Source organism: Clavibacter sp. AC415 (genome assembly GCF_979252985.1).
Window position 1 is genome coordinate 109577 of the sequence record NZ_CEEDAR010000014.1, and the last position, 18150, is coordinate 127726.

Below are 18150 nucleotides of genomic sequence, written 5' to 3' on the forward strand. Positions count from 1 at the left end.
TCAGCTCCCGGAGGTGATGTCGGCGGCGGTGGATGCGGGCGCGAGGATCGCGACGGGGTAGTCCGCGAAAAGCGCCGCGACGGAGACGCGACCGCCCTGCAGGCGACGGCCGCTGACGTGGTCGACGAGGTCGCCCTCGGGCAGCGTGAGCGACGTCGCGCCCCACCCGCCGCCGGTCTCGAGTCCCACGGGGAGGCGGGTCGCGACGGTGATCGCGCCGCCGCGGTCGAACGCGATGACGTGGGCCGCGGCGTCGCCCGTCGCGTGCAGGGGCTCGTAGCCCGAGAAGAGCTCCGGGTGGTCGCGTCGGAGCCGCAGGGCGCGCGCCGTGACGAGGAGCTTGGCGGCGCCCGTCTCGTCGATCGCGGGCTCGGCGCCCGTGAGCACGGCGTCGAGGGCGGCGCGGCGCATGCCGAAGTCGACCTCGCGGCGGTTGTCCGGGTCCACGAGGCTCGTCTCCCACAGCTCGCTGCCCTGGTACACGTCGGGCATGCCCGGGGCCGTCAGCTGGATCGCCTTGGCCGCCAGCGCGTTCGACCAGCCGGGGCTGGAGAGCCGGTCGTAGAGGCCCGCCACGATGCTGCGGGCGCGCGGGTCGTCGAACGCCGAGTCGACGAGCGCGTGCATGCGCTTCTCGAAGGCCTCGTCCGGCGCGGTCCACGTGGTGGAGTCGCCCGCCTCGCGGGACGCCTTCTCGGCGTACGCGTGCAGGCGCTCGCGGGACGCGGGCCAGGTGCCGACGAGGGTCTGCCAGAGCAGGTTCTCGAACGGGCCGTCGCCCGTGGGCGCGACCTCGCGGAGCTGCTCGAGGGCCTCGCGCCAGGCCTCGGGCGTCTCGGACAGCACGTCGATCCGGGCGCGGACGTCCTCGCCGCGCTTGGTGTCGTGCGTGGACAGCGTGGTCATCGCGTGCGGCGCGATGCGGTGCCGCTCCTGCTGGCGCGCGTGGAAGTCGTCGACGTCGATCGCGAAGATCGACGGGTCGGCGCCGACCTCGTTGAGGGACACCAGGCGGGAGTAGCGGTAGAACGCGGTGTCCTCGACGCCCTTCGCCATGACCATGCCGCTCGTCTGCTGGAACCGCTGGGCGACGGCCGTGGCGGGGTCCGAGAGCTGCGGCATGAGCGCGTCGATGGCGCCGACGAGGTCGGGGCGGCTGGCGCGGGCGGCGTCGGCCGCCTGCTCGAGGTGCGCGAGACCGCCGGGGAGGTAGCTGCGGTAGACGGGGAAGGTCGCCAGCATCTCCGCGAGCGCGTCGGCGGCGTCCGCGGGGGCGTCCTCCACGAGGCGCTCGAGGCGGAGCACCTCGCTGCGCAGGATCCCGTCGGCGATGCCGCGCTTGGTCCCGCGGATCATGTCGGCCCAGCTGACGACCTCTCCCTGGGGGAGGCCGCGGAGCGACGCGTCGAGGTGGTCGAGCTCGACCTGGCCGTCGGGGTCGACGAGCACGCGGTCGATCTCGGCCAGCGCGTCGTAGCCCGTCGTGCCGGCGGTCGCCCAGTCGGTGGGGAGCGCTTCGCCGGGCTCGAGGATCTTCTCGACGAGCACGTAGGCGCCGCCGGTGATGCGCGCGAGGTCGTCCAGGTACGCCTTGGGGTCGAGCAGGCCGTCGGGGTGGTCGACGCGCAGGCCGTCGGCCAGCCCTTCGCGGAACCAGCGGGAGATCTCGGCGTGCGACTCCTCGAACACGCGCGGCAGCTCGACGCGGATGCCCGCGAGGGTGTTGACCGCGAAGAAGCGGCGGTAGTTGAGCTCGGCGTCGGCGCGGCGCCAGTTGATCAGCTCGTAGGACTGGCGCGCGTGCACCGTCCGCGCGTCCGCGTCGTCCTCGGCGGTGCCGGGGGCGACGGGGTAGCGGGTGTCGTAGTAGCGCAGCTCGACGGCGCCGTCGTCGCCCCGGACCAGCTGCAGCTCGTCGAGCTCCGACTCGCCGTCGCCTAGCACGGGGATGCGCACCTTGCCGCCCCCGAAGTCCCAGTCCACGTCGAACGCGTCCGCGTAGCGGCTCGCGGTGCCGTGCGTGAGGAGGTCCCACCACCACAGGCTCTCGACGGGGGTCGCGACGCCGACGTGGTTCGGGACGATGTCCACGAGCACACCGAGGCCGAGCTCGTGAGCGCGGTCGGCGACGGCCCGCATGCCGGCCGCGCCGCCCCGAGCAGGGTCGACCTGCGAGTGGTCGACGACGTCGTAGCCGTGGTCGGATCCGGGCTCCGCCGTGAGGATGGGGCTGAGGTACACCCAGTCCGCGCCGAGGTCCTTCACGTACTGCAGCTGGTCGGCGACCGCGGCGAGGTCGAAGGACTCCCGCACCTGGAACCGGTAGGTGGAGATGGGGGTTCTCAACTGATGTCGCTCCTTGGTTCTGCGGCGGGCCGGTCGGCCTGCGCGTGGGTGAGGACGGCGAGGCTCGCCGCGACCGAGTGGTCGGGCTCCACCTCGGGTTCCGTGTAGGCACGGAGCACCACGAGGGCCTTGGCCTGCACATCGACGACGCTACTCGCGCGGAGGGCCGTCGAGTCGGCTCCGACGCCCGCGGTGTCGATCACGGTCTCCCAGGCGTCCGCGTACTCGTCCGACGGGAGCGTGAACGCGACGGGGGCGTCGTGGGCGTTGAAGTAGAGCAGGAAGTGCGTGTCGTAGATGTCCTCGCCGCGGCGGTCGCGCCCGCGGATCCCGTTGCCGTTGAGGAACATCCCGATGGCGCGGAGGCCGGACTCCCAGTCGTCGTCCGACATGGGCGTCGCGTCCGCGTCGAGCCACACGATGTCGGGCAGCGGCTCGCCCTCGCCGCGGCGCACGGGTCGGCCGTCGAAGAAGCGCCCGCGCCGGAAGGTCGGGTGCTCCTTGCGGAGCCGCACGACCGATGCCGTGAACTCCGCGAGCGGCTGATCGGCCTGGTCCCAGTGCACCCAGCTGATCTCGTTGTCCTGCGCGTACGTGTTGTTGTTGCCCTGCTGGGTGCGGCCGAGCTCGTCGCCGTGCAGGATCATCGGCACGCCCTGCGACAGGATCATCGTCGCGAGCATGTTGCGCTGCTGTCGGCCGCGCAGCGTGAGGATGGCCGGGTCGTCGGTCGGCCCCTCCACTCCCATGTTCCAGGAGCGGTTGTGGCTCTCGCCGTCGGCGTTGCCCTCGCCGTTCGCCTCGTTGTGCTTCTCGTCGTAGCTGACGAGGTCGGCGATCGTGAAGCCGTCGTGCGCGGTGATGAAGTTGATGGACGCCACAGGTCGGCGGCCCGAGTGCTCGTACAGGTCGGCGGATCCCGTGATGCGGGCGGCGAACTCCCCGAGCGAGGACGCCTCGCCGCGCCAGAAGTCGCGCACGGTGTCGCGGTACTTGCCGTTCCACTCGGTCCACTGCGGCGGGAAGTTGCCGACCTGGTATCCGCCGGGGCCCACGTCCCAGGGCTCGGCGATGAGCTTGACCTGCGACACCACCGGGTCCTGCTGCACGAGCTCGAAGAAGGTGGCGAGCTTGTCGACGTCGTAGAACTCGCGGGCGAGCGCCGACGCGAGGTCGAAGCGGAAGCCGTCCACGTGCATCTCGGTGACCCAGTAGCGCAGCGAGTCCATGATCAGCTGGAGCGAGTGCGGGTGGCGGACGTTCAGGGAGTTGCCGGTGCCCGTGTAGTCCATGTAGTAGGTGGGGTCGTCCTCCATGAGCCGGTAGTAGGCCTGGTTGTCGATGCCCTTGAAGGAGAGGGTCGGCCCGAGGTGGTTGCCCTCGGCCGTGTGGTTGTAGACGACGTCGAGGATGACCTCGATGCCCGCCGCGTGCAGCGCGCGCACCATCGACTTGAACTCCTGCACCTGCTGCCCGAGCTCGCCCGTGGAGGAGTAGGCGTTGTGCGGCGCGAAGAACCCGATGGTGTTGTAGCCCCAGTAGTTCCGGAGCCCCTTCTCGAGCAGCGTGTTGTCCTGCACGAACTGGTGCACGGGCATCAGCTCGATCGCGGTGATGCCGAGGTGCTGCAGGTGGTCGATCACGGCGGGGTGCGCGATGCCGGCGTAGGTGCCCCGCAGCTCCTCGGGCACCCGCGGGTTCAGCTGCGTGAGCCCCTTCACGTGCGCCTCGTAGACGACGGACTCGCTGTAGGGGGTGCGGGGGAGCCGGTCGCCGTCCCAGTCGAAGAACGGGTTCACCACGACGCCGAGCATCATGTGCGGGCCCGAGTCCTCGTCGTTGCGGCTGTCGGGGTCGCCGAACTCGTAGGCGAAGAGCGACGGGTGCCAGTCGAACTCGCCGCAGGTGGCCTTGGCGTACGGGTCGAGGAGGAGCTTCGCCGGGTTCGACCGGTGGCCGGCCTCCGGCTCGTAGGGCGCGGTGACGCGGTAGCCGTAGCGCTGCCCCGGCTGCACGTGCGGGAGGTAGCAGTGCCACACGTGCGCGTCCACCTCGGTGACGTCCACGCGGGTCTCGGTGCCGTCCTCCTCGATGAGGCACAGCTGCACCGACTCGGCGACCTCGCTGAACAGCGCGAAGTTGGTGCCGCTCCCGTCGAAGGTCGCGCCGAGCGGATAGGGGTTTCCGGGCCAGGTGTGCAAGTGGTCCTCCAGTTGGGTCGACTCGTCCGCCGACGGCGCGCGGGATCGCGATCCGTCGGGGGCGGGGCAGGCGGTGGATCCGCATGGGCCGCAGCGGCGGGGGAGGCCGGATGCGACGCAGCGACGCACCAGGGGCGAGGGTACCGTGAGGACCCGGATCGACCCGCATCCGCCGGGTCTCGCGGGGTACGGTGGGACGCATGACCAACCTCGTCGCACAGCTCGCAGAGAACGTGAAGAACGCCGGAGTGGGGACGGTCTACGGCGACCCCCTCGACATCGACGGCTCGACCATCGTGCCCGTGGCATTCGCCTGGTACGGCTTCGGCGGGGGCAGCGACCTCCCCGACTCCGACGGCAACGTCGCGGGCGGCGGCGGTGGCGGCGGCGCCACCTGGCCGATCGGCGCCTACATCGCCACCGACGGCGAGGTGCGCTTCCAGCCGAACGTCATCGCCCTGCTCGCGGTGGCCACCCCCGTCATCTGGATCTCCGGCAAGGTCCTCGTCAAGCTCATCAAGACGCTGAAGTAGCCGGCAGCACGACCAACGCGGAGCGCGGGTGCCCTCGGGCGCCCGCGCTCCCGTGCGTCCGGCCGCCCTCGGTCGCCCGGCGCGGCTGCACGATGCCGCCGCGTCGGGTCGCGCGGGCGCTATGCTCGGCGGGAACACGGGAGTCCGGTGAGCCGGGCTGAGAGGAAGATCCCCAATCTTCGACCGTCGAACCTGATCTGGATCATGCCAGCGCAGGGAGGTTTCCTTTCTCTACCCGTGCCCTCTCCCTCTCACCTAGAAGGGCACGACAGTGACCGCATCATCCTCGACCACCGCACCCGCCTCCGCCTCGTCGGCCGACGTCCCCCGCGCTCCCCGCTCGGGCCTCCGCTCGCGATGGCGCGTCATCGACATCGTCGTGGCCAGCGTCCTCGGCGTGGCCTCCGGCCTCGTCTTCGTCCTCTGGAACACGGCCTCCGTACCCATCGGCGGCTTCTTCGAGCCCCTCCTCCCGGGCCTGCAGGCGCTCGCGGGTGGCGGGTGGCTGTTCGCGGGGGTCCTCACGGGCATCGTGATCCGGAAGCCCGGCGCCGCACTCTACGGCGAGCTCCTCGCGGCCTTCGTCTCCATGATGGTCGGCAACGTCTGGGGCGTCGGGACCCTGCTCTCCGGCCTCACGCAGGGCCTCGGGGCCGAGCTCGTGCTCCTCGTGTTCCTCTACGCGAACTGGCGCGCCTACGTGGCCGTCCTCGCGGGGATGGGCGCGGGCCTCGCCATGGCGATGACCGACCTCATCACCTACTACCCGGGGTCGTCGGCCCTGTTCGCCACGGTCTACACGATCGCGGCGCTGGTCTCCGGCGCGGTCATCGCGGGCCTCCTCTCGTGGCTGGTCGCGCGGGCGCTCGCCCGCACGGGCGCGCTCTCGCGCTTCGCCTCGGGCCGCGACACCGCGGCCCGCGTCTGACCGTGCGGCGGCCTGCTCGCCGTCCCGCGGCCTCCCGCGTCCACTTGGCGGACGGGGTGCCCGCGGGTCCGGTCGGCGGGGCGTCCGTCCGCGCGGAGGGCTGGGGCTGGCGGCACGCCGGCCGCAGCGCCTGGGCGGTCCGGGACGTCGACCTCGTCATCGAGCCGGGGGAGCGCGTGCTCCTGCTCGGCGCGTCCGGTGCCGGCAAGACGACCTTCATGCACGCGCTCGCGGGCGTGCTCGGCGGCGACGACGAGGGCGAGGCCCGCGGGTCGCTCCGCGTCGACGGTCGGGACCCGGCGGGTCTCCGGGGCCGCGCCGGGCTCGTGCTGCAGGATCCGGACGCGCAGGTGATCCTCTCCCGTGTCGGCGACGACGTGGCGTTCGGCTGCGAGAACCTCGGCGTCCCGCGCGAGGAGATCTGGCCCCGCGTCCGCGCCGCCCTCGACGCGGTGGGCCTCGACGTCGCCCTCGACCGGTCCACGACGGCGCTCTCCGGCGGCCAGAAGCAGCGGCTCGCCCTCGCCGGCGTGCTCGCCATGCGCCCGGGGCTCCTCCTCCTCGACGAGCCGACCGCGAACCTCGACCCCGAGGGCGTCGGCGAGGTGCGGCGCGCCGTCGAGGCGGTCGTCGCGACGACGGGCGCCACGCTCGTCGTCATCGAGCACCGCGTCGCCGTGTGGCAGGACCTCGTCGACCGCGTGGTCGTCCTCGCGGCCGACGGGGGGATCCTCGCCGACGGTCCGCCCGATGCCGTCCTCCGCGAGCAGGGCGCCGGGCTCGCGTCGGCGGGGGTGTGGGTGCCCGGGCGGGAGCCCTCCGCTCCGGTCCGTCGTCGCCCGGCGACGGTCCCGCTCGTGCGGGCGGACGACCTGGCCGTCGGACGCGGCGGTGCCCGGGGCATGCGCGTGGCCGACGGCGTCGACCTGCGTCTCGTCTCCGGGCGGGTCACCGCCCTCACCGGGCCCAACGGCGGCGGCAAGAGCACCCTCGCGCTGACGCTCGGCGGACTGCTGCCCCCGATCGCGGGCCGGGTCGCTGCGGAGGCGGACCTCGCGGCCGGGCTCGGCGCCGACCCCGCTGCCTGGCGCTCCCGCGAGCTCGCGGCGCGCGTGGGCACCGTGTTCCAGGATCCCGAGCACCAGTTCCTCGCCTCGACCGTGCGCGCCGAGCTCGAGGTCGGCCCGCGCGCCGTGGGCATGGACCCCGCGGAGTCGACCCGCCGCGTCGACGAGCTGCTCGTCCGCCTGCGCCTCGACGGCCTCGCACGGGCCAACCCCTTCACGCTCTCCGGCGGGGAGAAGCGCCGCCTCTCCGTGGCGACCGCCCTCGCCACGGCCCCGCGCCTCCTCGTCCTCGACGAGCCGACCTTCGGCCAGGACGCGCGCACGTGGGCGGAGCTCGTCGCGCTGCTGGCGGAGCTCGTCGACCGCGAGGGCGTCGGTGTCCTGGCTGTCACGCACGACGTCGACCTCGTCGACGCGCTGGCGGACGACGTCCTGCGGCTCGACCCCCTCGCCGGCGCTCCCGCGAGCCTGGAGGTCGTGCGATGAGCGGGCTGCCCGTGGCGCTGCCCGCTGCCCGCGCCACCGGCCTCGCCGCCGTGAACCCGGTGGCGCGCCTCGCCGCCGCGCTCGTGCTGACGCTCGTGCTCGTGCTGAGCCTCGACGTCGTCTCGGCGGGCGCGGCCCTGCTGCTGGAGCTCCTGCTCCTGCCCCTGGCCGGCGTCGGCGCCCGCGCGTTCCTCCTGCGGGGCATCCCCGTGTGGATCGCCGCCCCCGGCGCGGGGCTCACGATCCTCCTCTACGGTCGCACCTCAGGGGACGTGTACGCGCAGTTCCTCCTGGTGGTCGTCAGCGAGGGCTCGGTGCTGCTCGCCGTCGCCACGACGCTCCGGGTCCTGGCCATCGGCGTGGCCTCGCTCATCCTGTTCTCGGACGTCGACCCCACCGACCTCGCGGACGGCCTCGCCCAGGTGGCACGCCTCCCGTCCCGGTTCGTCCTGGGCGCGCTGGCCGGCGTCCGGCTCGTGGGGCTCCTGCTGGACGACTGGCGGTCGCTCGAGCTGGCGCGGCGCGCGCGCGGGGTCGCCGACCGCGGCAGGGTCCGCCGCTTCGCCGGGCAGGCGTTCGCGCTCCTGGTGCTGTCGATCCGGCGCGGCAGCAAGCTCGCGACGGCGATGGAGGCCCGGGGCTTCGGCGGCACCGGCGCGCGCACGTGGGCCCGCCCGAGCGTGGTGGGCCGCCGCGAGGTGCTGGTGCTGGCCGTCGCCGTCATCGTCGCGGCCCTCGCGGTGTCCGCGGCCGTGGCCGCCGGGACCTGGGACTTCATTGCGTCCTGAGGTGGGGGAGCGGCGACCGGCGCTGGTCCTCGTCGACGGCCCGTCGGGCTCCGGCAAGTCGACGCTCGCCGACGCACTCGTCCGCGCTGGCGACGCGGCCGCGCGTCTCGAGCCCGGAGCGCAGCTGCTCCGCCTCGACGACGTGTATCCCGGGTGGGACGGGCTCGAGGCGGCGTCTCGTCACCTCGAGCGGCACGTCCTGCCGGCGATGCGGCCCGGCGGACGCCCGCGGTGGCGGCGCTGGGACTGGGCGCGCGACGCACCCGCGGGTTGGCGCGACCTCGATCCGGACCGGCCGCTCGTCGTGGAGGGCTGCGGGTCCCTCACGCGCCTCACGTCCCTTCTGGCGACTCACCGGATCTGGGTGGAGGCCGACGACGACGTCCGGCGCGCCCGCGCGATCGCCCGGGACGGGGCGCCGTTCGCCGTCGAGTGGGAGCGCTGGGACGCGCAGTGGCGGCGGCACCTCGCGCGGGAGGATCCACGCGCGCTGGCCGACGTCGTCGTGCGCACGGACGCCGTGCCGACGGCCGGGTAGCCTGAGCCCATGACCGATTCCGCACCGTCCGACGTCCGCTACCTCGCCGTCTTCGCCGACGGCCCGCTCGAGGGCACCACCGAGACCCGCGTCCTCGTCGACGGCACGCACGACGAGACCATCAGCACGATGTCCGCCGTGGAGGGCAAGGAGTCGCTGTTCCAGTACCGTGCCGGCGCCGTGTCCGAGGTCGCGGGCGAGCAGCGCGTCACGTACACCTTCGTGGCCGACGGCAGCGACGACGTCCTCGGCGAGGGCGACGACGAGTCCCTCGAGCTCTGACCCGCACGAGCACCGGCGCCTGAGGCGCCGGACCACCGCCCGGACCGCGACGCGGCTCCGGGCGGTCGTGCGTCCGGAACCGGCACCGAGACGTCCGGGGAGGCGTCAGGCCCAGCCCAGGTCGTGCAGCCGGTCGTCGTCGATGCCGTGGAAGTGCGCGATCTCGTGCACCAGCGTGACGTGCACGAGATCCCGCAGCGCGTCCATGTCCTCGGCCTCGTGCAGGTGCGGTTCGCGGTACACGACGATCCGGTCCGGCATCTCGCCGAAGCCGTACTGTCCGCGCTCGGTCATCGCGACGCCGTCGTACAGGCCCAGGAGGTCGAGCGATCCGTCCTCGGGACGGTCCTCGACGACGAAGACCACGTTGTCGAGCCCGTCGACCATCTCATCGGGCAGCTCGTCGAGCTCGTCGATCACCAGTCGCTCGAAGTCCTCGGGTCCGCAGGTCAGCACGCTCCACCCTCCCATACGCGCTTGGGCGGCTCGGGGAGGATCCGGGACGGGCGCCGACGGGTGCGCCGGGGACGACGGAAGGGCCGGGACCCTCTCGGATCCCGGCCCTTCCCGGTGGGGTGGACGACGGGGCTCGAACCCGCGACTTCCGGCTCCACAAGCCAGCGCTCTGCCAACTGAGCTACGCCCACCATGCGGCCGATCCCGCTCTCGCGGACGGCCATGACGATGGTACTACAGCCGCGGAGCCCACGCGGACGTGACGTCCGCCGAGATGGCCTGCACGTCCTCGGTGGCCGGCCCGGGGGCGGGCACGAACGCAGCCCGACGGTAGTACTCGAGCTCGCGGATCGACTCGAGGATGTCCGCCAGCGCCCGGTGCCCGCCGTTCTTCGCGGGGGAGTTGAAGTAGATGCGGGGGAACCACTCCTTCGCCAGCACCTTGATGGAGGAGACGTCCACGCTGCGGTAGTGCAGGTGCGCGTCCACGCGCGGCATGTACTTGGCGAGGAACGCGCGGTCGGTGCCGATGGTGTTGCCCGCGATGGGCGCCTTGCCGCCGTTCGGGACGTGCTGGAGCAGGTACTCGAGCACCGCGAACTCGGCATCGGCGAGGCTGACGCCCGCGGGGATCTCGTCCAGGAGGCCCGAGGAGCGGTGCATGTCGGTGACGAACTCGCCCATGTTGGCGAGCGCCGCGGGGTCGGGGTTGATGACGATGGTGAAGCCGTCGTCGACGGGCACGAGGTCGAAGTCGGTGACGACCACCGCGACCTCCACCAGCTCGTCGATCGCGAGGTCGAGCCCCGTCATCTCGCAGTCGATCCACACCAGCCGGTCAGCGTTGTTGCCCATCCCCCGATCCTATCGGCGGCCTCGGACGCCGCGGATCCGGCCCGCCTAGCATGGGGGAGTGATCACCCTCCTCGCCGTCCTCCTGCTCGTCAACGGCGTCTGGAACGCCGTGGTGTGGCCGCGGTTCCTGAAGCGGGTCGCGGCGGACCCTCGGGCCCGGGCCGACGACGGCTCGCGCACGGCCTTCTACACGGTGCATCTCGTGCTGGTGTCGGTCTCGCTGCTCCTCGCCCTGGTCTCCGTCGTCGCCGCCGTCGCGGCGTTCCTCTCCTGATCCCCGGGGAGGGGGCCGCGGGTCCCGCGCCGAACCCCGGCGTGCGCGTCGTCATGTTCTCGTCGCTCTTCTGCGTGCCCTGCCAGGCCACCCGTCGCGTCCTCGCCGACGTCCAGGGCCTCCTGCCGTGGCTGGACGTCGAGGAGCTCGACGTGGCGGCGCACGCCGACCTCGCGGAGGCCGAGGGCATCCGCTCGACGCCGACCATCGTCGTGCGGGCAGGCGAGCGCGAGGTCCTGCGGGCGGAGGGCGTGCCGACCGCCCCGCAGGTGCTGCAGGCGGTGGCGCGCGCGATGGACGCGCTGCCCGGGTCGACCGATGCCGGGTCCTCGGGCCCCGCCGACCCCGCGTAGTACCCTCGTCTCGACCCCCTGTAGCTCAATGGATAGAGCATCGGCCTTCTAATCCGACGGTTGCGCGTTCGAGTCGCGCCGGGGGGACCGGCTGTCGGGCGCGGGCGATCGGACGTAGATTCGACGCATGCGCGACATCCAGTCACAGATCATCGACGCCCTCGACGTGCGTCCGACCATCGATCCCGCCGACGAGGTCCGGAAGCGCGTGGACTTCCTCAAGGCCTACCTGCGGTCGACCGGCGCCGAGGGCTTCGTCCTCGGCATCAGCGGCGGGCAGGACTCCTCCCTCGCCGGACGCCTGGCTCAGCTCGCGATCGAGGAGCTGGCCGCGGAGGGCCTCCTCGCGGAGTTCGTGGCCGTGCGGCTCCCGTACGGCGTGCAGGCGGACGAGGAGGACGCCCAGCTCGCCCTCCGCTTCATCCAGCCGAAGTCGAGCGTCGTCTTCGACATCAAGCGGGCCGTCGACGGCTTCGAGGCCGAGTACTCGGACGCCGCCGGGCACCGGATGCTCGACTTCACGAAGGGCAACGTCAAGGCGCGGTCCCGCATGGTCGCGCAGTACGCGCTGGCCGGTCAGGCCAGGCTGCTCGTCATCGGCACGGACCACGCGGCCGAGGCGGTCACCGGCTTCTTCACGAAGTACGGCGACGGCGGCGCGGACGTCCTCCCGCTCACCGGCCTCACCAAGCGCCAGGGCCGCGCGCTGCTCGAGCACCTCGAGGCGCCGGAGCGGCTCTACCTGAAGGCGCCCACCGCGGATCTCCTCGATGACACCCCTGGCCAGACCGACGAGGCGAACCTCGGCCTCACCTACGCCGACATCGACGACTTCCTCGAGGGCCGTGACGTCGACGACGAGGTGGCCGAGGCCATCGAGGCCCGCTACACGAGCACCGAGCACAAGCGGCGGGTTCCCGCCAGCATGTTCGACGACTGGTGGAAGTGACCCCGTACCCCGGTTGACGTGAGAACGCCCCGCATCTCTCGAGAGGTGCGGGGCGTTCTCACGAGGGGGGCGATGTCAGCGTCGCTCGCCCTCCGCGGTGCGGGAGTTCGCGGCGGCGGAGTAGGGCACCGGGGGGCTGTACTGCTCGTCGGGCGACTCGACGGGGCGCTCGGTCGCCGGCTGGTCGTCGGATCCGCTGCGCCACGGCACGGGGACGGGCGCCGCGGCGGCCTGCTCCTGCGGACGCGTGGAGGAGCCTGCGGCGCGGGAATCGGCCGTCGGCTGGTCGTCCTCGAACTGCCAGCGCGAGATGTCGCCCTGGAAGATCTTGCGGGCGCGGCCCGGGTGGTGCTGCCACTCCACGATGCGGTCGCGGAACTCCGCGAGCTGGGCGTCGAACTGGAAGCCGAAGCTGCCGCTGCCCCGCTTGAACTCGGTGATCTCGTGGGCCGCCCAGGTGGCGGCGGTGGCGGCGCCCTTCACCGGCAGCAGGCGGATGCGGATGTCGGCCTCGCCCGCGGCGCGGTCGGCGAGGACGCGCTCCGGAGCCGAGAGGCCGTCCCAGACCGACGCCTGGCGGGCGGCGTCGACCAGCATCCCGATGGCGGCGGCCTTCACCTCGCGATCGTGACGGGCGAGGATCCGCTGCGTGGCACCGCGCGCGATGAGAGCGGCGATCACGCCGGCCACCACGATGGCGACGAAGGGGACGACGACGCCGGAGAGGAGCTGCGTGCCCCGCTCGGACGCGAGGGCATCGAGGAGATCATTCCACCACTGCATGCGGCGACCGTACCCCGGGCCGCAGGCTCTGCCGGGGAGGCCGCGCGGGCGCGTCGTGCCGGTGCAGCCGGGGGAGCGGACTCAGAAGCGCAGGCAGTCGACCGCGTCCTGGATGGCCCAGAAGTCGCCGAGCGGGACGAACCCCTGGGCGTCGCGTCGGAGGCGCTTCGCACGGTACCGCTCGCCCCGGGACTCCTGCACGCGCTCGACGTAGCCGAGGACGGCGCCGTCCGGCCGGGTGACGCGGAGGAGCCCGTCGTGCAGCTCGCGCACCTGGGCTGCCGATCGTGCCAGGGGGGTGTAGGTGATGCTGGGCATGGTGTCCTCCGTCCTCGTGCCGCCGGCCCGGCGGTGTCCCGATGTCCCCGAAGCTACGGCGGACCACCGACATGCCGGCCCCGTGGAATGCCCGCGGTGCGATGACGGTTCCCTCCCATGTCGACCGCCGCGGACCTCGCGCGCATCGACGGGAAGTAGGTTCGACGACCATGCAGACATTCATCCTCGCCGGCGGCTGCTTCTGGTGCCTCGATGCGGTGTACCGCACCCTCGACGGTGTCCAGGACGTCATCTCCGGCTACATCGGCGGTCACACCGCCCACCCCTCCTACGACGCCGTGTGCACGGGCGCGACCGGGCACGCCGAGGCGGTGAAGGTGGTCTTCGACGAGGAGGTCATCCCCGCCGACGTCATCCTCGACGTGTTCTTCACGCTGCACGACCCGCGCCAGCTCAACCGGCAGGGCGCCGACGTCGGCACCCAGTACCGCTCGGCCATGTTCCCGGCCGACGCGGAGCAGGAGCGGCTGTTCCGGGACGCGATCGCCCGCGCCGGCGACCTGTGGGACGGCACGGCCGTCACCACGATCGAGCCGGTCGGCACCTGGTACGACGCGGAGGACTACCACCAGGACTTCTTCGCGAAGAACCCGGGCCAGGGCTACTGCAACGCGGTCGCCGTGCCCAAGGTCAACAAGGTGAGGAAGTCGTTCGCGCAGTACGTGCGCGCCGCCTGACCCCTGCACCTCCGACGCCCCGCGGCCTGTACGGCCGCGGGGCGTCGGCGTACGCTCGGCACGTCCGGGCGACGGAGCCCGGGGAGGAGAGGCGACGACGATGTCGATGACCACGAGCACCACGACCAGCACGGGTGCGAGCACGAGCGCGAGCACGACCGGTGTCCCGCGCACCGCGGGCAAGACCTGGGTGGCCTTCGGGACCACGGGCGCGCTCGCGTCCATCCACTCGCACGAGGACGGGTACGAGGTGCGCCCGCTGCACCGCGGCGTCGTCGCCGGCACCTACCCGTCCCTGGAGATCGCGAAGTCGGCCCTGCGGGCGGGTCAGGACGACGACCTCCGCTTCGACGAGCACTAGGGCTCCGCTCCTGAGGAGCACGGGGACCGCTGCCTCGATGAGCACCGGGGCCTCCGCCCGACGGGCGCTGAGGCCTCCGCCCGGATGGGACCCGGGGCGCCCTCCGCCCCTCCCCAGGCACCGGGGAGCACGCGCGGCGGATGCGCGGCGCCCTCCGGAGTCGCGTCACGCACGCGGGGCGCATCCTGCTCCTGCGGTCGCGCGACCGTGCGGGGGGAGCGGCATGGCGGGCACGGGACGGATCGACGACGAGGGCGGAGGCGCCGTGCCGGTGGCGCTGCGCGGATCGGTCACCAGCCCGCCGAGGTGCATCCGCACCGAGGCGGGCTGGGAGGTCGCATCCCTCCTCCTCGGTCCGATCACCGCGGAGCGCGGAGGCGCGCCGGCCTCGATCGCGCTGGGTCTCGCGCCCGGCGGTCCAGGGCTGCTGGCGGTCTGCTGCGGCTCCGGAGCCGCGCGGGCCCTGGCGTGCTTGGGGGTCGGCGACGAGGTGATCGTCCGGGGGCGGCTGACGCCCCGGCGGGCTGTCCGCCCCGAGGACGACGCGGTCGAGCTCGTCGCCGACGCGGTGCTGGTACGGAGACGGTGCGCGACAGGTGACGGGCGGACCGCGGAGCCTAGGATCGGACCATGAGCGGATCCCCCCGGTGGCTCGAACCGGACCAGCAGCGTGCGTGGCGGACCGTGATCGTCGCCTTGAAGCACGTCAGCGAGCGGATCGAGCGTCAGCTCCTGCACGACTCCGGGATGCCGCATGCCTACTACATGATCCTCGTGCGCCTGTCGGAGGCGGAGGAGGGCGCCCTCCCCATGAGCGTGCTGGCGCGGGCGCTGCAGGCTTCCGCCAGTCGCACCTCGCACGCCGTGACGCGGCTCGAGCAGTTGGGGTGGGTGCGCCGCTCCCCGTCGCCCCGCGACGGGCGGAGCCTCCTCGCGGAGCTCACCGACGAGGGGCGCGCGACGCTCGAGGCGGCGGCCCCGGGCCACGCCGAGCAGGTCCTCCGCACGGTCTTCGACCCGCTGACCGCGGAGCAGACCTCCCAGCTCGAGGCCATCGCCCGGGATATCCTCGCGAGCATGAGCGCATCCTCCCTCGACGACGACCAGGGGAGCGTCCACGGCGACGACCTCGCCATCCCGCCGGCGCCGGACCGCGACGCGGAGCGGGCCTGCGCGGACGAGTCCGCCGCGTGACCCGCGCCGTCCGCGCCCTGGCGGCGCCCGCGATCCTCGGCGCCCTCCTCCTCTCCGGCTGCACGGACGCACCGGCTCCGGACGCGGCGACCCCCACGGCGGCGGCGAGCCCCGCCGCCACGGCGTCCGCCGAGCCCACGATCGCGCCGGTCGACGCCGGCGGCACCGCGGAGGAGAACCTGCCCGCCTTCGAGGCGACGGCGGGCGGCGTCGTCGCCGCCGATCCCAACGCGCAGGGTCGCGCCCTCGTGGATGCCCTGGTCGCCGCGGGGTTCCCGAAGGACCGCATGGAGGTGACCGCCGACGCGACCCCGCTCGGCAACTCGGTCGACTCGATCCTCGTGTCGGTGCGCCTGGACGACGGCTGCCTCATCGGCCAGCGGGCGCAGGACGGCTTCAGCGCGCACGTGGAACCCGCCCTCTCGTCCGACCGGTGCCTGGTCGGGCAGACCCGCGCGATCGACTGGTGAACGCCGGGCGCCGCCCCTGCGCGCGGCATCCGGTCGCCGCGGCACTCAATAGACTCGGGGCATGGCTGAATACATCTACTCGATGGTCCGCGCCCGGAAGTCGGTCGGCGACAAGCTGATCCTCGACGACGTCACCATGTCGTTCATCCCCGGCGCGAAGATCGGCGTCGTCGGACCGAACGGCGCGGGCAAGTCCACGATCCTCAAGATCATGGCGGGCCTCGACACGCCCAGCAACGGCGAGGCGAAGCTGTCGCCCGGCTACACCGTCGGGATCCTCATGCAGGAGCCCGAGCTCGAGCGAGTCCAAGACCGTGCTCGAGAATGTCCAGGAGGGCGTCGGCCCGCTCAAGGCGCAGGTCGACCGCTACAACGAGATCGCCGCGGCCATGGCCGAGCCCGACGCCGACTTCGACACCCTGCTCGCCGAGATGGGCACGCTCCAGGAGGCCATCGACGCCGCCGACGGCTGGGAGCTCGACTCGCAGCTCGAGCAGGCCATGGACGCCCTGCGCACCCCGCCGGGCGACGCGTCCGTCGCCAACCTCTCCGGCGGCGAGAAGCGCCGCGTGGCGCTCTGCAAGCTGCTGCTCCAGAAGCCCGACCTGCTCCTCCTCGACGAGCCCACCAACCACCTCGACGCCGAGAGCGTGCTCTGGCTCGAGCAGCACCTCTCCAAGTACCCGGGTGCCGTCCTCGCCGTGACCCACGACCGGTACTTCCTCGACCACGTCGCCGAGTGGATCGCCGAGGTCGACCGCGGCCGCCTGTACCCGTACGAGGGCAACTACTCCACGTACCTCGAGAAGAAGCAGGAGCGGCTCAGCGTCCAGGGCAAGAAGGACGCGAAGCTCTCCAAGCGCCTCGCGGAGGAGCTCGACTGGGTACGCAGCAACGCGAAGGGCCGCCAGGCGAAGTCGAAGGCGCGCCTCGCGCGGTACGAGGAGATGGTGACCGAGGCGGAGCGCACGAGGAAGCTCGACTTCGAGGAGATCCAGATCCCCGTCGGTCCGCGCCTCGGATCGCAGGTCATCGACGCGAAGAAGCTCCACAAGCAGTTCGGGGAGCGCGTCCTCATCGACGACCTGTCCTTCACGCTGCCCCGCAACGGCATCGTGGGCGTCATCGGCCCGAACGGCGTGGGCAAGACGACGCTGTTCAAGACCATCGTCGGCTTCGAGCCGCTCGACGCCGGCGAGCTCAAGGTCGGCGACACCGTCGACATCTCCTACGTCGACCAGAGCCGCGGCGGCATCGACCCCGAGAAGTCCCTCTTCGAGGTCGTGTCGGACGGCCAGGACTACATCCAGGTCGGCAAGCAGGAGGTGCCCGCGCGCGCCTACGTCTCGACCTTCGGCTTCAAGGGCCCCGACCAGCAGAAGAAGGCGGGCATCCTCTCCGGTGGTGAGCGCAACCGCCTCAACCTCGCGCTCACCCTGAAGCAGGGCGGCAACCTGCTCCTCCTCGACGAGCCCACCAACGACCTGGACGTCGAGACCCTCGGGAGCCTGGAGAACGCGCTCCTCGAGTTCCCCGGCTGCGCCGTGGTCATCACCCACGACCGGTGGTTCCTCGACCGCATCGCGACGCACATCCTGTCCTACGAGGGAACCGAGGAGGACCCGGCCAACTGGTACTGGTTCGAGGGCAACTTCGAGTCGTACGAGCAGAACAAGATCGAGCGGCTCGGCGCGGACGCCGCGAAGCCGCACCGCTCCGCCTACCGCAAGCTCACGCGGGACTAGCGGCGTGACCCGGGTCCACGTCCCCGTCCACCTCCGCTGGGCGGACCTCGACGCCTACGACCACGTGAACAACGTGGAGGTGCTGCGGCTGCTCGAGGAGGCCCGCGTGCGGGCCTTCTGGCGGAGCGGGGACGACGGCGACGGCGTGGACCCGGGCATGGCGCTCATCGACGCGACGGCGGGCGCGGAGACGATGACGATGATCGCGCGGCAGGAGATCGAGTACCTGCTGCCGATCTCCTACGGGCGTCGGCCGCTCGACGTGCAGGTGTGGCTCGGGCGGCTCGGGGGATCCAGCCTCGAGGCCTGCTACGAGGTGCGGACCCCGGCGGGCGTCGAGCCCGCCGCGCTCTACGCGCGCGCGTCGACCACCATCGTGCTGGTGGACGCCCGGACGGGGCGTCCCCGGCGCATCTCCGACGACGAACGCGCCGCGTGGACGCGCTACCTCGAGGAGCCCGTGGGGTTCAGCCGGCGCGGCTGAACCGGGTCCGCGGCGCCTCCCGTGTCGAGCGCCGACGGCCG

Annotated in this window: 20 protein-coding genes, 2 tRNA genes, 1 pseudogene and 1 riboswitch; of the genes and pseudogenes, 16 read left to right on the forward strand and 7 right to left on the reverse strand. The window is 72.7% G+C overall.

Annotated features, from left to right (window positions below):
* Complete coding sequence (gene treY, locus ACZ411_RS05295) at nucleotides 1-2346, reverse strand: malto-oligosyltrehalose synthase (RefSeq protein WP_464169030.1); 2346 nt, start codon at nucleotides 2344-2346, stop codon at nucleotides 1-3.
* Nucleotides 2343-4547, reverse strand: coding sequence for a glycogen debranching protein GlgX (gene glgX / locus ACZ411_RS05300; RefSeq protein ID WP_094115668.1), 2205 nt, complete (start codon nucleotides 4545-4547; stop codon nucleotides 2343-2345). The genes treY and glgX overlap by 4 nt, the downstream gene beginning before the upstream one ends.
* A 200-nt stretch (nucleotides 4548-4747) precedes the next feature.
* Here glgX and ACZ411_RS05305 point away from each other — a divergent pair, with 200 nt between their 5' ends.
* The 6 genes from ACZ411_RS05305 to ACZ411_RS05330 all read left to right on the forward strand — a co-directional run bounded on the left by ACZ411_RS05305 (nucleotide 4748) and on the right by ACZ411_RS05330 (nucleotide 9169).
* On the forward strand, nucleotides 4748-5080 hold the full coding sequence (locus ACZ411_RS05305; protein WP_012038119.1) for a hypothetical protein: 333 nt from the start codon (nucleotides 4748-4750) through the stop codon (nucleotides 5078-5080).
* A 126-nt stretch (nucleotides 5081-5206) separates the two neighbouring features.
* A riboswitch (TPP riboswitch) is annotated at nucleotides 5207-5317 on the forward strand.
* Between the two features lie 34 nt (nucleotides 5318-5351).
* Nucleotides 5352-6008, forward strand: a complete 657-nt coding sequence (locus ACZ411_RS05310; protein WP_464169040.1) for an ECF transporter S component — start codon at nucleotides 5352-5354, stop codon at nucleotides 6006-6008.
* Between the two features lie 2 nt (nucleotides 6009-6010).
* Nucleotides 6011-7561 (forward strand): ABC transporter ATP-binding protein, encoded by a 1551-nt coding sequence (locus ACZ411_RS05315; RefSeq protein WP_464169042.1) that lies wholly within the window; start codon nucleotides 6011-6013, stop codon nucleotides 7559-7561.
* Nucleotides 7558-8349: an energy-coupling factor transporter transmembrane component T family protein gene (locus ACZ411_RS05320; protein WP_464169044.1), complete on the forward strand. Its 792-nt coding sequence runs from the start codon at nucleotides 7558-7560 to the stop codon at nucleotides 8347-8349. The genes ACZ411_RS05315 and ACZ411_RS05320 overlap by 4 nt, the downstream gene beginning before the upstream one ends.
* A gap of 1 nt (nucleotide 8350) precedes the next feature.
* Entirely contained in the window at nucleotides 8351-8887 is a 537-nt protein-coding gene (locus tag ACZ411_RS05325; protein ID WP_464169046.1) for a nucleoside/nucleotide kinase family protein, read from the forward strand.
* 9 nt (nucleotides 8888-8896) lie between these two features.
* Nucleotides 8897-9169, forward strand: coding sequence for a hypothetical protein (locus ACZ411_RS05330; protein WP_104289143.1), 273 nt, complete (start codon nucleotides 8897-8899; stop codon nucleotides 9167-9169).
* A 105-nt stretch (nucleotides 9170-9274) separates the two neighbouring features.
* On the opposite strand, the gene ACZ411_RS05335 is transcribed toward ACZ411_RS05330, so the two are convergent.
* From ACZ411_RS05335 to orn, 3 genes are all read right to left on the reverse strand, one after another.
* The gene (locus tag ACZ411_RS05335; RefSeq protein ID WP_104289144.1) at nucleotides 9275-9625 is read right to left on the reverse strand and encodes a metallopeptidase family protein; all 351 of its coding nucleotides are present in this window, start codon (nucleotides 9623-9625) and stop codon (nucleotides 9275-9277) included.
* A 115-nt stretch (nucleotides 9626-9740) separates the two neighbouring features.
* Nucleotides 9741-9816, reverse strand: a tRNA-His gene (locus ACZ411_RS05340).
* A gap of 43 nt (nucleotides 9817-9859) precedes the next feature.
* Entirely contained in the window at nucleotides 9860-10480 is a 621-nt protein-coding gene (gene orn, locus ACZ411_RS05345; RefSeq protein ID WP_094115674.1) for an oligoribonuclease, read from the reverse strand.
* 58 nt (nucleotides 10481-10538) lie between these two features.
* Here orn and ACZ411_RS05350 point away from each other — a divergent pair, with 58 nt between their 5' ends.
* The 4 genes from ACZ411_RS05350 (at nucleotide 10539) to nadE (ending at nucleotide 12056) form a co-directional block, all read left to right on the forward strand.
* Entirely contained in the window at nucleotides 10539-10754 is a 216-nt protein-coding gene (locus ACZ411_RS05350) for an SCO4848 family membrane protein (protein ID WP_094115675.1), read from the forward strand.
* 41 nt (nucleotides 10755-10795) lie between these two features.
* Nucleotides 10796-11107 (forward strand): thioredoxin family protein, encoded by a 312-nt coding sequence (locus ACZ411_RS05355; RefSeq protein WP_258071681.1) that lies wholly within the window; start codon nucleotides 10796-10798, stop codon nucleotides 11105-11107.
* Nucleotides 11108-11121: 14 nt separating this feature from the next.
* Nucleotides 11122-11194, forward strand: a tRNA-Arg gene (locus ACZ411_RS05360).
* A 40-nt stretch (nucleotides 11195-11234) separates the two neighbouring features.
* A complete protein-coding gene (gene nadE / locus ACZ411_RS05365) occupies nucleotides 11235-12056 on the forward strand; it encodes an ammonia-dependent NAD(+) synthetase (RefSeq protein WP_464169051.1) in 822 nt (273 codons plus the stop codon).
* A 75-nt stretch (nucleotides 12057-12131) separates the two neighbouring features.
* Here nadE and ACZ411_RS05370 read toward each other — a convergent pair whose 3' ends face one another.
* Nucleotides 12132-12839: a hypothetical protein gene (locus tag ACZ411_RS05370; RefSeq protein ID WP_094115677.1), complete on the reverse strand. Its 708-nt coding sequence runs from the start codon at nucleotides 12837-12839 to the stop codon at nucleotides 12132-12134.
* A gap of 81 nt (nucleotides 12840-12920) precedes the next feature.
* On the reverse strand, nucleotides 12921-13157 hold the full coding sequence (locus tag ACZ411_RS05375) for a hypothetical protein (protein ID WP_464169054.1): 237 nt from the start codon (nucleotides 13155-13157) through the stop codon (nucleotides 12921-12923).
* Nucleotides 13158-13327: 170 nt separating this feature from the next.
* Here ACZ411_RS05375 and msrA point away from each other — a divergent pair, with 170 nt between their 5' ends.
* The 6 genes and pseudogenes from msrA (at nucleotide 13328) to ACZ411_RS05405 (ending at nucleotide 18109) form a co-directional block, all read left to right on the forward strand.
* Entirely contained in the window at nucleotides 13328-13855 is a 528-nt protein-coding gene (gene msrA, locus ACZ411_RS05380) for a peptide-methionine (S)-S-oxide reductase MsrA (protein ID WP_104289146.1), read from the forward strand.
* A 106-nt stretch (nucleotides 13856-13961) separates the two neighbouring features.
* Entirely contained in the window at nucleotides 13962-14216 is a 255-nt protein-coding gene (locus ACZ411_RS05385; RefSeq protein ID WP_258070099.1) for a hypothetical protein, read from the forward strand.
* Between the two features lie 630 nt (nucleotides 14217-14846).
* Nucleotides 14847-15410 (forward strand): MarR family winged helix-turn-helix transcriptional regulator, encoded by a 564-nt coding sequence (locus ACZ411_RS05390; RefSeq protein WP_464169056.1) that lies wholly within the window; start codon nucleotides 14847-14849, stop codon nucleotides 15408-15410.
* A complete protein-coding gene (locus tag ACZ411_RS05395) occupies nucleotides 15407-15880 on the forward strand; it encodes a DUF6993 domain-containing protein (RefSeq protein ID WP_104289150.1) in 474 nt (157 codons plus the stop codon). Before ACZ411_RS05390 ends, ACZ411_RS05395 begins: the two co-directional genes overlap by 4 nt.
* 61 nt (nucleotides 15881-15941) lie before the next feature.
* Nucleotides 15942-17625, forward strand: a pseudogene (gene ettA / locus ACZ411_RS05400) (energy-dependent translational throttle protein EttA).
* Between the two features lie 4 nt (nucleotides 17626-17629).
* The gene (locus tag ACZ411_RS05405; RefSeq protein WP_094115683.1) at nucleotides 17630-18109 is read left to right on the forward strand and encodes an acyl-CoA thioesterase; all 480 of its coding nucleotides are present in this window, start codon (nucleotides 17630-17632) and stop codon (nucleotides 18107-18109) included.
* Nucleotides 18110-18150 lie beyond the last annotated feature (41 nt).